The following is a 14537-nucleotide window of genomic DNA, read 5'->3' on the forward strand; positions in this document are numbered from 1 at the left end:
CGCGTCAGGCGGTGGCGCCGGCGGTGGCCTGTGCGCCAGCCAGCAGCGTAGCCTCGTCGGCCACGGTGTTGCGCAGGATGCCCAGGCCGGTGATTTCGACCTCGACGACGTCGCCGTGGTTGATCAGGCCTTCTGGGCCGTAGAACAGGCCGACGCCGCCCGGGGTGCCGGTGACGATGACATCGCCCGGGTTCAGCTTGGTGAAGCCGGTGACGTAGTTGATCAGGGTCGGGATGTCGAAGACCAGGTTGGAAACCGGTGCCTGCTGTCGCACTTCGCCGTTCACGCGGGTTTCCAGCACCGCGGTGGTGATGTCGCCCAGGTCGGCTGCTGGAACCAGGTAGGGGCCGAAGCCGCCGGTGCCTGGGAAGTTCTTGCCCGGGATCCACTGGCTGGCTGCCTTCTGCCAATCGCGCACCGAGAAGTCGTTGTAGCAGGCGTAGCCGGCGATGTGCTCCCACGCGTCTTCCTTTTCGACGTGGAAGGCTTCCTTGGAGATGACCAGGGCCATTTCGCCTTCGTAGTCGAACTTGGTGGTGGTGGTCGGCTTCACTGCAGGTGCCAGATGGCCCATCTGCGAGTCGGCGAAGCGGGTGAAGACGGTCGGTGCGGTCTGCCCGGTCTTGCCCGACTCTTCCTGGTGGGCCAGGTAGTTCACGCCGATGCAGATGATCTTGCCCGGGTTGGTCACCGAGGGCAGGAAGTCGATCTCGGCCTCGGCAATGGTTGGCGCGCCGGACAGGTCCAGCTGGGTGCCGAAGATGCCCTTTTCGATCGCGTCGCGGGTATTGGCGGCCAGGTTCTTGCCGGTGGGGCCCAGATCGTAGACGGTGCCGTCGATGGACACGCCCCAGGTTTCGGTGCCGTCAGCTGCCTTGAAGGATACGTACTGCATGGTGGTGCCTTTCGGGTGTTCTAGATGAAAGTTTTCAGTTCGGTGACAGTGGGAATGCCGAAGGTGCGGAAGTCCTCGGTGCGGCGGTTGGACCACATGTTCCACCAGTTCTCGTCTTCGCCCCAGACAATGGGATCGCGCTCATCGTCGTAGATCTGCTCCAAATCGGTGTAGAGCTCCACGACCGCGCCGGAGGTTTCCACGTAGTAGGCGGCGATATTGTGGCCGGCGCCGTGGCGGACCGGGCCCCAGATCAGTTCGCGGCCGGCCGCGCCCAGGCGGTCGCCGAGCTTGGCGAGGTCGCCGATCGACTGGACCTGCCAGGCGTGGTGGTGGAAGGTGCCCTGGCCCTTGATCAGCGCGATGCCGTGGTGATCCGGGTTGCAGCGCATGAAGTAGGCGAAGTCATCCCCGATGACATCCGAGAGGCGGAAGTCGAAGATCCGGCGCAAAAATTCCATCATGCCGCGCACGTCGCGCGGGTGGAAGTTGATGTGGCCGTAGCGGTCCGGGCCGAAGGAAAGCAGGCCGCGGTCGTTGTGCTGCATGCCGGTGTAGACCTCGAAGATCCAGCCTTCGGGGCCGATGAACGAGAAGCCGTCCTGAACGCCGGCGGAGACCGGGGTTTCGGAGACGATTCTGAAGTTCTCGTTGGCTACGCGCTTGCGGATCTCGCGCAGCGCGTCGCCGTTCTGCGCGATCAGGCCCAGGGAGTGGATGCCGTTGACTTCGGACTCGACGTAGGTCAGCTCGTGGTGCACTGAGTTCGCTGCGAGGTAGGCCTCGTTGCCGGTGCGTTCGGTGACGCGCAGGCCGAGCAGCTGCGTGGCGTCGAAGATGGATCCTTCGATGTCATTGGTCTGGATGGACACGTGGCCCATTTCCCTGATTAATCCCCAAGCCATGGTGGATCCCTTCTGTAGCCGATAAAAATATTGTGATCTAAATAATTAGATTATTTGCATTAAGTTAGATTGTCTAGTGTTTTCGGAAAAAGACTCGCGCGCCTGCCCGAGCAGACCTGCTGGTCCGCAAGAATAGGCGCGCAAAGACTAGGCCAAAACCGGTCGCCTGGTGCTGAACGGACGCTGAATTTCTCGCTTGATCAGGCCTGTTTCATCCAGTGCTGTCAGCGATTGAGCACCCGTCTGGTGCACCGCAAGAGCGCTATTAACGCTGGTAGCTGCGGTTCCCAGGCAGATAAATGACCCTAGGGCATCACCCAGAACCTTCGCCGTTTGCTCGAAGAGCTCATCGGCCACGCCATCGAGCATCGGGGCATCCTGCCAGCGCTCACGGTTGCCAAAGAGGAACGGCAGCTCTAAGCAGTGGGCCGAACCAGCGTGAGGCAACGGGGAGCGAACTTCGAAGCCCAGGAGCTGCACCTGGATGCCGGCAGCGGCTGCCGCATCGGCCAATTCCACGGCAAAGAGTTGAATCTGGTGCAGGCTCATCGCCCTAACCATGAGTGACTTGGCCGTTGCTTGCGGTTCTGCGGCAATCAGTGCGTCGAAGACTTCTTGCGGTTCATTGAAGTTCCCTGCAATAAACCCGCGCACACTATCGAGGGTGAATGCCTGCTCGGGGGCCATGCCAATGAAGGCACTTGCCTCATCGGCGGTGTAGGAGAGCAATAGCTGCTTCACATGCAGGCGTTCGACTGCCCGCGCGGTATCAAAAAGATCCGCCGGAACGGACTCATCGGCACTCGGGTAGAGGCCCAAGCCGCGCCCGGCCCAAGCCTGGGCCAGTGCTGTGCCGGCAGCCAAGAGCTGCTCGGAGCTGGCCTCGGCCAAGGCGGTGCCATTAAGCGCTTGGGCCATCACCGCATTGCGTTCCTGCGCCTGGGTTTCACCCATCGGCGGCTGGAAGGACAGCGAACCAACGTAGAGCCTGTTGAACAGTCCACGGGCTGCCTCAAGCTGGGCCAATACGAAGGCCCAGAAGGCACCCGCGGACTGGCCTGCCAGGGTGACTTCTTGCGGGTTGCCACCGAGTTCAGCAATATTGCGCTGTACCCATTCGAGCGCCAAGAGCAGTTCTTCGGGCGGCGTATTCCCGCCGCCCACCTGCTGGTTGTGGGCCAGCAATCCGATGCGGTAGTTGACCACGGCCACCACGCAGTTCTGCTTCTCCGCAAAGTCCTGCGCGTCGTACCAGCGCACGGTGCCGGCGCCGGAAACGAAGCCGCCGCCGGGAAGGAAAACCATCACCGGAAGGTCCTTGGCATCCTGCGGAGCAAAGACTGCAACCTGGAAAGCATCCTCGGACTGGGGCAGTTCCTGGAGTGCAGGACCTAGCAACCAATCCAGGGAACCTGGGGCCTGAGGGAAAATTGCCGGCTGCGCTGCGGTGAGTCCGGTGGCTTCACTGAGCTTGCCGAAGCGCCCGGCGCTGCGCTGCGCGTAGCTGTAAACCCCCATGCCTAGCGGATTTCCGTGTACTGCGACCGGTCGACCGCGCGGGTGATGTTCCAGTACTCGACGATCGGGTAAGGCCAGATCTGCGAGACGCGGCCGAACTTGTTCTTGTACCAGGTGTGCACCTCGGGGTGGCCCCAGGCCTTCTGCGCGTTGGCGGCATCGAGATCCGCCACGAACGCATCGAGCACCTCCTGCTTCAGGTCCAGTGCCTTGATGTCCTTGTCGAGCACGATGTTCAGTGCGTCCAGGATGTAGGTCAGGCCGTACTCGATCATCGAGAACAGCGAGCCGTTGACCACATGCCCGGTATTCGGTCCGGAAACGATGAACAGGTTCGGGAAGCCGGGCACTGTGGCCCCGGCATAGGCGGTGGCATTGCCGCCCCAGTATTCGTGGATGTCCTTGCCCTCGCGGCCGGTGATGCGCAGCGGCTCGAGGAACTCGGAAGCCTGGAAGCCGGTGGCGTAGATGATGACGTCCAGCTCGTGCAGGGTGCCGTCGCCATCGATGATCCCGGCCTCGGTCATTTCGCTCATGCCCGAGGTGACCAGGGTGGTCTGCGGCTTCTTCAGGCTCTTGGCCCACACGCCGTTATCGCGCAGCATGCGCTTGCCGCCCACGATGTAGTCCGGGATGACCTTGGCCAGCAGGTCCGGGCGATCGGCGTACTGCTCCTTGAGCATCTCGGTCAGCTGCTGGCGCACGCGCTCGTTGACCGCGGACACTGAACCTTCCTTGGTCCAGTTAGGATCCGCGGCGGTGGTGTGCTGGCGGCCCTCGACGCCCAGCCAGTGCTGCCAGAAGCGCAGCCACTGGCCGTACTGCGGCAGGTGCTCGACCAGCCAGATCACCGATTCGGGCATGTCCTCGTAGTAGAACGGGGTAGGCAGCATCCAAGGGGAGGAGCGCTGGAAGATCTTGAGCTCTTCGACCTCGTCCACGATGGCTGGGACGATCTGGTAGGCGCTGGCGCCGGTGCCGATGACGGCAACCTTCTTGCCCTTCAAATCGATGCCCGGCTTCCATTCGGCCGAGTGCACGTGGATGCCGGCGAACGTGTCGTGGCCCGGGGTATCGGGGAACTTCGGGCGGTCCAGCTGGCCGACGGCGGTCAGGACGGCATTGAAGCGGCGTTCCTGGACTTCGCCGCCGTCCACGATGATGGACAGTACCCAGCGTCCGTCTTCTTCATCCCAGGTGGCCGAAAGCACCTCGGTGCCCATCTGGATGTTCTGCGTGATGCCGCCGCGTTCTGCGACGTCGCGGGTGTACTTGTGGATCTCGGGGCCTTCGGAGAACTGCTGGGGCCAGTCATCGCGCTGCGCGAAGGAAAATGAATAGGCGTAGTTGGGGGTATCGAGGCGCACGCCCGGGTAGGTGTTCTTCCACCAGGTACCGCCGACTTCGTGGCCCTTCTCGAAGACGGTGTAGTCCAGGCCGGCCTGCTTCAGCCGGTAAGCGGCGGCCATGCCGGCCACGCCCGAGCCGATGACTGCCACGGTGAAGTCGCGGGTGGGAGCAACCTGTTCCTTGGTGAAGGCCGGTGCGCCGCTCACTTCGGGAACCAATGCCATGTCGTGCTTGAGCATCTGGTGGTAATCGGTGGTGGCCTGGTTGGTGATCCAGTCCAGGATCGTGGTGGCCTGCTCGTCGTCCAGGGTCTCCACCGAGGTGATTTTTTCATCGCGGATCCGGCGCAGTGCTTGGAAGGCCAATTCGCGGGCCGCTTCCTGAGCTGCGGCGTCCATGCCACCGTGCGGTTGACCTACGGTGTCAACCGGCGGCTGCGGTGGACGCAGCTCATCACGAAGGATCGAGTAATCGCCGGTTGCCGCGGCCAGGGCCATCATCAGTGGCGGCAGGTCGGTGCTTGCAACGATCTTGCGCAGCTGCTCGTCGCTTTCGGTGATAGCAGAGTAGTTTGCGCGCCAGTACAGGTCATCTACCTGTTTGGTGGCGGCGGTCTCGATCAGTGATTCGCTCATTGGTTACTCCTAGCAAGTCTTTTCGGGCCGTGCGCGACAGGGTCTGGCAGGCGCGTGTTGTAACCAGTGTCACCTCTTGGTTATGCATAAGTCAACTAAAAATGTATTCTTTGCCGACTTTGGTATGATTTATGTCATGGCGAAACGCACCGATTCAGAGACGATGTCAAAGCACATCCGCGACACCCTGCGCACCGATATCCTGGATGGGCGCTGGGAACCAGGTGCCCGGCTGCAGCTCACGCATCTTTCTGAGCATTACGAAACCTCCAGTACGGTCATTCGCGAAGCGTTGACCCGGCTGGTGGGGGACAAGCTCGTCACCCTTCGCCCCAACAAGGGCTTCTTTGTCCCGGAACTGTCGTTGGCCGACTTGAGCGACATCGTGGAGATGCGCTGCGTCAACGAGCAGCTGGCAATTTCGCTGGGCTTCGAACGTGCGCCATTGGAGTGGGAGAGCGAGCTGATGGCAGCGCACCACACCCTGGAGCGCACGCCGCGCCGTTCGGACGAAGACCCGGATAACCACACCCCGGCATGGAATCACGCGCATCAGAACTTCCATGACAAGCTCGTTGAGGCCTGTGGTGTTCCGCTGCTGACCGAGGTGACTCGCACCCTGTCTGACCTGATCCAGCTCTATGGACGCTGGGCCGGCCCGGCCACCCGTGACGCCAAGCGGGACCTGGACAAGGAGCATCGCGATATCCTCAACGCCGCCCTGGACCGCAATGCGGAACTGGCTGGCCAGCTATTGCGCGCGCACTACGAAACCACGCTCAGTGCGGTGAAAAACGGTGGCGAGGTCGGGCTAGCCTGCTTGCCGCACGTGAAGCTGCTCAAGTAGCCAGAACCTTCGTGGGCATTCCCACGCCCAGACCCTGACCCGGATTGCTGCAGCGGGAACATTTCCGACTGGTTCCGGAGCCGGCGCAAGCGCAGTTTCCATCATGATGCTGCACGCATCCGGGCTCTATCCCGGCAGTGTTTTGGCAACGCGGATGGCCGGCAAGCCTGTTTTGCGGCGCTATCAAGGCAAGAGCTGGGTCGCCGCTTTTCGCAGCGACCCAGCTTAAGAAGCCAGAATGGGAGTTCAGTAGCGTGAATGCTTTCGTTCAAGGAACTGATTGCGCAAGGAATTGATAGCCTGGAGTGCCTGGCCCTCACCGGTGTACACCGATGAATACGGGCCCAAGGGCATACGCATGAATAACGTGCTTCCCGGCTTCACCAAGGAAGACCCGAGCGCGGTCCCTGAAGCATGGGTCCAGAAGATTCCATTGCGCCGTGCTGCCAGCGCCACCGAGATTGCCAAGGCCGTGCGCTTCTTGGCCAGCGACGAGTCAAGCTACATGACCGGACAGAACGTTCGCGTTGACGGTGGTTTTGCGCGCGGTCTCTAGCAGCGGCGTGGATGCGGATGCTGGCGGGAACGAAACTAGTGCCAGCAGGAGATTATTTCTTTTTGCCCGATGCCAGAGCCCGCTTTTTCAGTTGGCGGCGTTCGCGTGCATCTTCGATGAATAGCTCGCATACAAGGAGAACTGCGCCAGCGCCGACCATGATGAAAAATACTCGGATGCCTTCTGCCGGTGAATCAAAGATACTGCTCAGAAGTCCTGACATCAGAGCTGTTGGCACTGCGATCAGAATCAGAACCACGATAGCGATGAGGATCGCAAATGCACGCTTGGACAGGGACTGGAAGAAGTCTTTCACTTAACTGCTCCTCTGGCGCTCATGCGGGATTCGTCGGTTTGCATATGCTCAATACCAGTGTGATCACGATTGCGCGTTGTGCCCGATCTTCTCCACTTTATATCAATGGTTCATTAAATCAACGCATGTAAAAAATGGAATGTGCTGTACTTTCCTAGCATCTTCCGAGCTGGCGGGGGCGTATGCCCAATTCTCTGCCGATGCTAACTCCGGGGAAGAGCCATATGAAAATCCCCCCACTGCCTATTGCGGTGAGGGGATCATGCGTGGCTCAAGGCACGGGCTTGGGGCTAGACGCTGGAGCGCTGATCGCGGAAGCGCGCAGGCCAGACGCCCTGCTTGCCAGGGGCCAGGATCCCCGCCGGATCCAGTGCATCCTTGATCTTCTCCTGCAGGCGGCGGGCTGCGTTGTCGTTGAAGTCGAAGCCGTCGGCAATGCGGTCCATGTAGTCCACGTGGCTGCGGTACGGTGCGTAGCCGCGGGCGCGGGCCGCATCGAGCAGCTCGGAGTACAGGGCGCGCGCACGGGCGAGCATCTCCTGGTTGCCGCGCTCGAAGAAGATCATGGTCACGTGAACCATATGCCGCGGATACAGGTGGTACCCGATGTACAGGTCGAAGCCGTGCTTCGCGTAGAGCTTCTTGGCTTCCTGGTAGAACTCGGCCACGAGTTCGCCGCGGGCCGGGATGATCGGCGCCGCGTCGATGTGTCCGCCGTTTTCAGCTGCCCAGCCCACGGTGGACAGCGGCTTCAAGGTCGGGACGCCGGCCATCTGGGTGCGGTCCTGGGCGGCGATGTCCTCATGCTGCAAGGCCAAGCCTTCTTCTCCCGAGTAGAACCGGGCGTCAACGCGGGCACCGGGGATCACGCTGATCCTGTCCTTGACGATTTGCAGGCGGCGTTCGCACAGTTCGCGGTCGCCGTAGAAGGCGAACTTGCAGTTCCACTGGCCAATGCCGAATTCCTGGCGCATTTCTTCCAGGCGCCAGTCGGGAATGGAACCTTCGCCATCCCAGAAGTCGGCGCGCGATCCGCGCATGGTTGCCGCGCGCACCACATTGCCGCAGAGGGCATTGTTCTGGATGATTTCCTCGCGGCGCAAGGTGGTGAGGATGTCGATCAGTTGCGGCAGGTGCGCCTCGTCGTCGACGAAAATATCGCCATTGACGTAGGTGTGCGGTGCCGGCATCAGCCACAGTCCGACCTGGGTAACCACGCCGTAGTTGGACTGGGTGAACAGTCCGTCCAAGGTCGGGCCGAAGCCGCCCTGGAAGATCGGGCCCAGCTCGGTGCCGTCCATCGCGCCCATGCCGGTGCGGACCAGATCGCCGTCGGGCATGACCACTTCCATGCCGCACAAGGACTTCACGTGGTCGCCCAGCGGGGTCATGCCGTAGCCGCGGTCGAGCATATTGCCCATGACCGAGCCCCAGCCCAAGGCCGGAACCGACATCCAGACCTTCAGGCCGCGTTCCTTGATGTATTCGAAGAGATCGAAGAAGGTGACGCCGGGCTCCACCACGGCGTAGCACAGCCGGTCATCGACCGCGATGATGCGGTTCATGCGGCTCAAATCCAGCGCCACCATCCCGGTATCGCGTGGTTCGGGGCCGCCATAGCCCAGGTTCTTGCCGCAGGAGAAGGTCCACAACGGTACCTCGTGCTCGGTGGCCAGCTTGACGATGGCCTGCACTTCCTCGGTGCTAGCCGGGCGGATGCCGGGCCAAGGGGTACGGCCCGGGTTCAGCGGGTAGGGATCCAAGTAGCCCTCGGAATCTCCCAAGGAAACAACGTTTTCTGCGCCAACGATTTCCTTGGCTGCCTCAAGAAATTCTTCACGACGATCCATGATTCACCCTTCCACTGGCCATCGGCGAACGCCGCGGCCCCACTGTCTTAATCTAAAAAACTTGCTTTGTTTCGTGCCGTCATCAATATGCTTGATGACATGAATCTTGTGTCCCACCCGCAACTGACCTTGCGCCAGCTTTGGCACTTCGTTGTCGCGGCCGAGGCTGGAACCATGGCCGAAGCTGCCCGCCGGCTGCATCTGGCGCCTTCGGCAATTTCCATGTCCATCGCGGAACTCGAACGCATCGTCGGTGCCGAGCTGGCGATCAAGCGCCGGGCCAAGGGGCTGACGTTGACCGCGACCGGCAAGACCGTGCTGCTCCAGGCCCGGGAACTGCTGGAGCGGGCCCATGATCTGGAAACCATGGGCCAGGGAACTCGCGAAGAGCTTGCCGGCCCGTTAACCGTTGGCTGCTTCATGCCCCTGGGCCCGATCATCATTCCGCCCATGCTCAGTGCCTTTGCCCAGCAATGCCCGAAGGTGGAGGTCGATTTCCTGGAGGGGTTCCACCAGGAAATGCAGCATGCGCTGCTCGATGGTTCCATCGATGTCGCCTTCCTCTACGGATCGGAGATCTCACCAGCCTTGCGTTCGGCCACCGTGGCGATGGCCGAGGCCCAGATACTGCTGCCTTCCGGGCATCCGCTGGCCGCCAGCCCGTCGGTGTCATTGCGTGAAATCGCGAACGAGCCGTTGGTCCTCTTCGAATCCGAGCCGATCACCCAGCGCATCCTCGGCCTGTACCAGGGCAGCGGGCTGGAACCGATGATCCGGCACCGCTCGCGTTCCTATGCGACCGTGCGCTCGCTGGTCAGTACCGGCCGCGGGGTGGCTGTGCTGTTCCAGCAGCCGGCCCTGGAAGCACCCTATGAAGAGCTGAACGTGGTGCTCAAGCCGCTGAAACTCGATGACGAAAATATCGCCGTGGTTCCGGTTTCGGTGGCTTGGCCCCGCAGTTCGCGGCTGAACTCCCGTGCCCAAGCCTGGGTGGAAGTCGCCGCGGAACTCTTCGAGAATGCGGGCCGGCGCAGCTAGCGGCTAGACGCGCGTGCGGATCGAGGACGGGTAGGACAATCCGAAGTTATCCCGCAGGGTGGTGCCCTCGTATTCGGTGCGGAAGTAGCCACGATTCTGCAATTCAGGGATCAGCTTGTCGCAGATGAGCTTGAAGCCGCCTGGGTTGAACGGGGCGTTCAGGTTGAAGCCGTCGCAGGCCTTGGAATCGAACCAGTCGATCATGCGGTCTGCCACTGCCGAGGCGGTGCCGGCCATCCACTGGTGTCCGGTGGAGCGGGCCAGGTCAACGATCAGCTCGCGCAGGGTCATGCCCTGGTCCACCGACTTGCGGCGGTAGATCTGGTAGCGCGAACCCAGGGCCGGGTCATCGGAGAACCACTCGGCGGGAATCTTCTCGTTGAAGTCCAGCGAGGACAGATCCATCTTCAGATCGGCACCCACCTGCACGCGGCCGTTTTCCAGGTGGATGTGGTTGGCCAGTTCCTCGGCCAGCTCATCTGCTTCGGCCTGGGTGTCGCCGAGGATCGGCAGGATGCCCGGGATGATCTTGATGTCGTTGGGGTTGCGGCCCTTGGCAGCCGCCATCGCCTTGAACTTGGCGTAAAACTCCACCGATGGTTCCTTCAGCGGCTGCGCGGTGTAGATGCCATCGGCCACCGAGGAGCCCAGTTCCATGCCTGGTCCCGAGGAGCCGGCCTGCACCAGCACCGGGCGGCCTTGCGGGCTGCGCGGCATGTTGATCGGGCCCTGCACCTTGAAGAATTCGCCCTCATGGTTGATCGGGTGGATCTTGTCGGTGTCCACGTACCATGCCGATTCCTTGTCGTTGGTGACGGCGTCGTCTTCCCACGAATCCCACAACTGGTTGGCTACCTCGACGAACTCGGTGGCGCGGCGGTAGCGGGTGGCTGGATCCGGCGCGCAGTCCATGCCGAAGTTCTGGAAACCATCGGAGCTGGTCACGATGTTCCACCCGGCGCGGCCACCTGACATGTGGTCCAGTCCGGCCATCTGGCGGGCCAGGTTGTATGGCTCCGAGAAGGAAGTGGAAACGGTTCCGATCAGGCCAATGTTCTTGGTGCGTGCTGCCAGTGCGGAAAGTACCGAGATCGGCTCGTAGAAGCCGTTCATCTTGATATCGCCGCGCATTACGGTGTTGGCATGGACGATGTCGCCGAAGAAGATGGCGTCCAGCTTGGCGTCTTCAGCAATCTTGGTCAGGTCGTAGACGAATTCCAGGTTGGCCAGCTCCTCGGAGCGCGAGCCGTCCATGCGCCACGAGTCCTTGTGGTAGCCAGCGGGGAGCATGAAGGTCGTGAGCACCATGTGCTGGGGGTTCTTGGGAGTCATTGAAACTCATCCTTTCCTGCGGATGTGACGGGAAGCACTGAGTCCATGGTTTCAAGAGTCTCTAAAGTCGTAAATGGAGAACTTTTGCGCCATAGCGTTCAGAAAAATTGATGTTTGGTGTTAAAAGCTGGTCCGCGTATCAACTGATACGCGGACCGGTGCCGGGGTTCAGGCGTTCAGCTTTGCGTTGGACGGCGCTGACGCGGCTGCCTTGGGAGGCAGGGCGGCGCCTTCCGGGCTGATGCGGATGGCGACCAGTCCGACGATCAGGATTGCCACCCAGAAGATGCCTACGGCGGTGATGCCGAAGCTGACGGCCAGCGCGGTGCAGATCATCGGGGTGAAGCCGGCCCCAAGGGTCGAGGAGCCCTGGTAGGCCAGCGAGGCGCCGGTGTAGCGGACATCAGCTGGGAACAGCTCGGAGATGTAGGCGCCGATCGGTCCGGCCAGGATGCCCTGGATGACGCCGTTGCCGACGATGACTGCAACTGCGAAGCCCCAGCCGGTGCCGTTGCTCATCAGGAAGACTGCCGGGAAGGCCCAGAGGATGCCGGCGGTGCCGCCGATGGTCAGGATCATCTTCCGGCCGTACTTGTCCGAGAGCTTGGCGGCCAGCAGGCAGACCACGATGGTGACCATGGCCGCGTAGCCCTTGGTGTTCAGCACAAAGGAGCGGTCCACGCCCTGGGCCGCGGCTTCGGAAACGCCCCACGAAGTCAGCACGCCCTGGCAGGTGTAGAAGCCAAGGGAAGCGATCAGGGTGATGATGACGGTGCGCGAATGGTTCTTCAGCACCAGCGAGATAGGAGTCTTGCGCTCCTGCTTGCGCTCGGCGGCCTTGGCATCCAGCTCCTGGAAGACCGGAGTTTCTGCGACCTTCAGGCGGATCACCATGCCGATGATGATCAGGACTGCCGAGAAGATGAACGGAATGCGCCAGCCCCATTCCAGGAACGCATCACCGGTGGAGAAGGAGATGAAGGAAACCAGGAAGGTGGCCAGCAAGCCACCGGCCGGTGCGCCGGCGTTAGCGAAGGAAGCTGCGAAACCGCGCTTGGAAGCGGGTGCATGTTCCAAGGCCATCAGGGTGGCGCCGCCCCATTCGCCGCCAACTGCGACTCCCTGGACCACGCGGAGCAAGACCAGGATGACCGGGGCAGCTGCGCCAATGGTTGCGGTAGTCGGCAATAGGCCAATGGCAACGGTGGCTACGCCCATCATCATCATGGAAAGCACCAGCATCTTCTTGCGGCCAAGGCGGTCGCCGAAGTGGCCGAAGACGATGCCGCCCAGCGGGCGGGCAATGTACCCGACGGCCAAGGTGCCGAAGGAGGCGAAGAGTGCCAAGCCCGGGCTCAGGTTGCCGAAGAAGACCTTGTCGAAAATCAGCGACGCCGCAGTGGCGTACAAGATGAAGTCGTAGTACTCGATGACGCTGCCCAAGAAGCTGGATCCGAGAATGCGGCGCAAATCCTTGGTGTTGAGGGAGTCGCTTGGCTCCATTGCCGGCACTGGCTGGTTCTGTTGCGAGTCGGACACGACGAGAACCCTTCCTGATCGCTGATGTGACTTAAGCCATAGTGGCCCATTTCACTAACCTTGTCCACTTTTTACGCATTTTAAGACAGATAATATTTTCTTCAGCCCTTGAAAACCGCGTGATCCTGCGGGTTTGAAAAAATTCTTCGACTCAGAGCTTGATCTGGGTCACATAAGTTATATAAACTGATGCACAGAATATATTTTTGAACCCGCTCAGCGGGACGCCCGATAAGGAGCAGCGAAGATGAGTGCACGCACTGGAGAGCAGTACCTGGCAGGGCTCAAGGATTCCCGCGAGGTCTGGCTGGGCGATCAGCGCATTGACGTCACCGAGCACCCGGCATTTGCCGGCTCGATCAACGGCATGGCCGCCTACTTCGACTACCAGCACAAGTACGCCGATGACTGCCTGATGAACGACGAACAGACCGGCGAACAGCACAACGTCTCCCTGCTGCGTCCCAAGAACGCAGAAGACATCGCCCGCCGCCACCGCGCGTTCGACCGCCTGGCCCGCTACTCCAATGGCATGCTCGGACGCACCCCCGACTACGTCAACGTGGTGCTCGCCGGCCACGCCTCGCGCCCGGACATCTTCGCCAAATCCGGCGACCCGGTCTACTACGAGCGCCTGGAGAACTACTGGCGCCATGTGCAGGAAAACGACCTGGCGCTGACCCACACCATCGTGCACGCGGCCATCGACAAGTCGGTCGGCGAACTGCAGGGCATCAATGAAGAGCTGACCTTGCGCGTGGTGGACCGCACCGCTGAAGGCCTGATCGTGCGCGGCGCGAAGATGCTCGCCACCCTGGGCCCGATCGCCGACGAGCTCTATGTCTACCCGGCGGTGCCCATCCAGAAGGGCTACGAGGAATACGCGCTGTCCTTCGCGATCCCGGTCGCCACCAGCGGCGTGGTCTCGGTCTGCCGCGACCACTACGGCGTGGACCAGCCGGTAGTGGACAAGCCGTTCTCCTCGCGCTTCGACGAGCAGGATGCGGTCATCATCTTCGACGACGTGCTGGTCCCTTGGGATCGCGTGTTCATCGACGGCCAGCTCGATGTCTACAATTCCCTGAACGCCGGCACCGCCACCGGCAACACCCAGCAGCAGACCGCCATCCGCGCCTCGGTGAAGCTGGAGTTCGCCTACGACCTGTGCGTGCAGATGGCCAAGGTCACCGCCACCGACAACAAGCCGGACACCGCATCGATGCTCGGCGAGATCTATTCCTACCTGCGCATCGCCCGCGCCGTGATCCACTCGGCCGAGGTCAACGCGTCCGAATGGGGCGGCGGGGCGTTCTTCTGCCACGACGACATCTCCGCGCTGCGCACCATGATGCCCATCTGGATGGCCCGCGTGAACGACATCATCAAGTCCATGGGCAGCCACAACCTGCTGGCCACCCCGACCGCGGCCTCCTTCGAGGACCCGCGCCTGGGCCCACTGCTCAAGAAGTACCTGCCGGGAGCCAACGGCATCGCGCCGGAGGAACGCGCCAAGATCTTCCGCACCGCTTGGGACTTCGCCGGATCCGCCCTGGGCAGCCGCATCGAACTGTACGAGCGCTTCTACCTGGGGTCGGTCAGCCGTGCCCGCGGGCTGGATCACCGCAAGGCACAGATGAAGGGCGAGACCGGTGCCTTCGAGGCGATGTTCGCCGAGGTGGGCATCAGCCCGGTGATCGCCGAGCAGGCCGCACTGGACCTGGACGCCGCGGCAACGCGCGCCTAGGGAAGCAGGAAA

General features: G+C 61.9%; 12 protein-coding genes. 4 read left to right on the forward strand and 8 right to left on the reverse strand.

Annotated elements, in window-relative coordinates; genetic code table 11:
- Positions 1–4 precede the first annotated feature (4 nt).
- From EDF61_RS09260 to EDF61_RS09275, 4 genes are all read right to left on the reverse strand, one after another.
- Positions 5–895: a fumarylacetoacetate hydrolase family protein gene (locus EDF61_RS09260; RefSeq protein ID WP_133833888.1), complete on the reverse strand. Its 891-nt coding sequence runs from the start codon at positions 893–895 to the stop codon at positions 5–7.
- A 20-nt stretch (positions 896–915) separates the two neighbouring features.
- A complete protein-coding gene (locus EDF61_RS09265) occupies positions 916–1800 on the reverse strand; it encodes a VOC family protein (RefSeq protein ID WP_105656469.1) in 885 nt (294 codons plus the stop codon).
- Positions 1801–1947: 147 nt separating this feature from the next.
- Positions 1948–3318: a carboxylesterase family protein gene (locus EDF61_RS09270; protein ID WP_133833889.1), complete on the reverse strand. Its 1371-nt coding sequence runs from the start codon at positions 3316–3318 to the stop codon at positions 1948–1950.
- A gap of 2 nt (positions 3319–3320) precedes the next feature.
- On the reverse strand, positions 3321–5303 hold the full coding sequence (locus tag EDF61_RS09275) for a flavin-containing monooxygenase (RefSeq protein WP_133833890.1): 1983 nt from the start codon (positions 5301–5303) through the stop codon (positions 3321–3323).
- 136 nt (positions 5304–5439) lie between these two features.
- On the opposite strand from EDF61_RS09275, the gene EDF61_RS09280 reads away from it, so the two are divergent.
- A complete protein-coding gene (locus tag EDF61_RS09280) occupies positions 5440–6150 on the forward strand; it encodes a GntR family transcriptional regulator (protein ID WP_166650759.1) in 711 nt (236 codons plus the stop codon).
- Between the two features lie 280 nt (positions 6151–6430).
- On the forward strand, positions 6431–6706 hold the full coding sequence (locus EDF61_RS09285; protein ID WP_208294246.1) for an SDR family oxidoreductase: 276 nt from the start codon (positions 6431–6433) through the stop codon (positions 6704–6706).
- A gap of 52 nt (positions 6707–6758) precedes the next feature.
- Here the strand turns inward: EDF61_RS09285 and EDF61_RS09290 are convergent, their stop codons facing one another.
- Positions 6759–7022 (reverse strand): hypothetical protein, encoded by a 264-nt coding sequence (locus EDF61_RS09290; protein ID WP_105662284.1) that lies wholly within the window; start codon positions 7020–7022, stop codon positions 6759–6761.
- A 290-nt stretch (positions 7023–7312) separates the two neighbouring features.
- Positions 7313–8872 carry an FAD-binding oxidoreductase gene (locus EDF61_RS09295; protein ID WP_105662285.1) on the reverse strand — a complete coding sequence of 520 codons (1560 nt, stop codon included), beginning with the start codon at positions 8870–8872 and terminating at the stop codon, positions 7313–7315.
- 99 nt (positions 8873–8971) lie between these two features.
- On the opposite strand from EDF61_RS09295, the gene EDF61_RS09300 reads away from it, so the two are divergent.
- Positions 8972–9910 (forward strand): LysR substrate-binding domain-containing protein, encoded by a 939-nt coding sequence (locus EDF61_RS09300; RefSeq protein WP_166650760.1) that lies wholly within the window; start codon positions 8972–8974, stop codon positions 9908–9910.
- A 3-nt stretch (positions 9911–9913) separates the two neighbouring features.
- On the opposite strand, the gene EDF61_RS09305 is transcribed toward EDF61_RS09300, so the two are convergent.
- On the reverse strand, positions 9914–11242 hold the full coding sequence (locus EDF61_RS09305) for an LLM class flavin-dependent oxidoreductase (RefSeq protein ID WP_133833893.1): 1329 nt from the start codon (positions 11240–11242) through the stop codon (positions 9914–9916).
- A 168-nt stretch (positions 11243–11410) separates the two neighbouring features.
- Entirely contained in the window at positions 11411–12781 is a 1371-nt protein-coding gene (locus EDF61_RS09310) for an MFS transporter (RefSeq protein ID WP_286134662.1), read from the reverse strand.
- 247 nt (positions 12782–13028) lie between these two features.
- Between EDF61_RS09310 and EDF61_RS09315 the strand changes: the two genes are divergently transcribed.
- The gene (locus EDF61_RS09315) at positions 13029–14525 is read left to right on the forward strand and encodes a 4-hydroxyphenylacetate 3-hydroxylase family protein (protein ID WP_133833894.1); all 1497 of its coding nucleotides are present in this window, start codon (positions 13029–13031) and stop codon (positions 14523–14525) included.
- Positions 14526–14537 lie beyond the last annotated feature (12 nt).

This window comes from Arthrobacter sp. JUb115, assembly GCF_004365035.1.
Lineage (GTDB): Bacteria > Actinomycetota > Actinomycetes > Actinomycetales > Micrococcaceae > Glutamicibacter.

Coding starts and splice junctions, on each gene's coding strand:
- EDF61_RS09305 (WP_133833893.1), bottom strand. CDS start 11,242: ATGACTCCCAAGAACCCCCAGCACATGGTGCTCACGACCTTCATGCTC.
- EDF61_RS09295 (WP_105662285.1), bottom strand. CDS start 8,872: ATGGATCGTCGTGAAGAATTTCTTGAGGCAGCCAAGGAAATCGTTGGC.
- EDF61_RS09280 (WP_166650759.1), top strand. CDS start 5,440: ATGGCGAAACGCACCGATTCAGAGACGATGTCAAAGCACATCCGCGAC.
- EDF61_RS09315 (WP_133833894.1), top strand. CDS start 13,029: ATGAGTGCACGCACTGGAGAGCAGTACCTGGCAGGGCTCAAGGATTCC.
- EDF61_RS09265 (WP_105656469.1), bottom strand. CDS start 1,800: ATGGCTTGGGGATTAATCAGGGAAATGGGCCACGTGTCCATCCAGACC.
- EDF61_RS09300 (WP_166650760.1), top strand. CDS start 8,972: ATGAATCTTGTGTCCCACCCGCAACTGACCTTGCGCCAGCTTTGGCAC.
- EDF61_RS09275 (WP_133833890.1), bottom strand. CDS start 5,303: ATGAGCGAATCACTGATCGAGACCGCCGCCACCAAACAGGTAGATGAC.
- EDF61_RS09270 (WP_133833889.1), bottom strand. CDS start 3,318: ATGGGGGTTTACAGCTACGCGCAGCGCAGCGCCGGGCGCTTCGGCAAG.
- EDF61_RS09260 (WP_133833888.1), bottom strand. CDS start 895: ATGCAGTACGTATCCTTCAAGGCAGCTGACGGCACCGAAACCTGGGGC.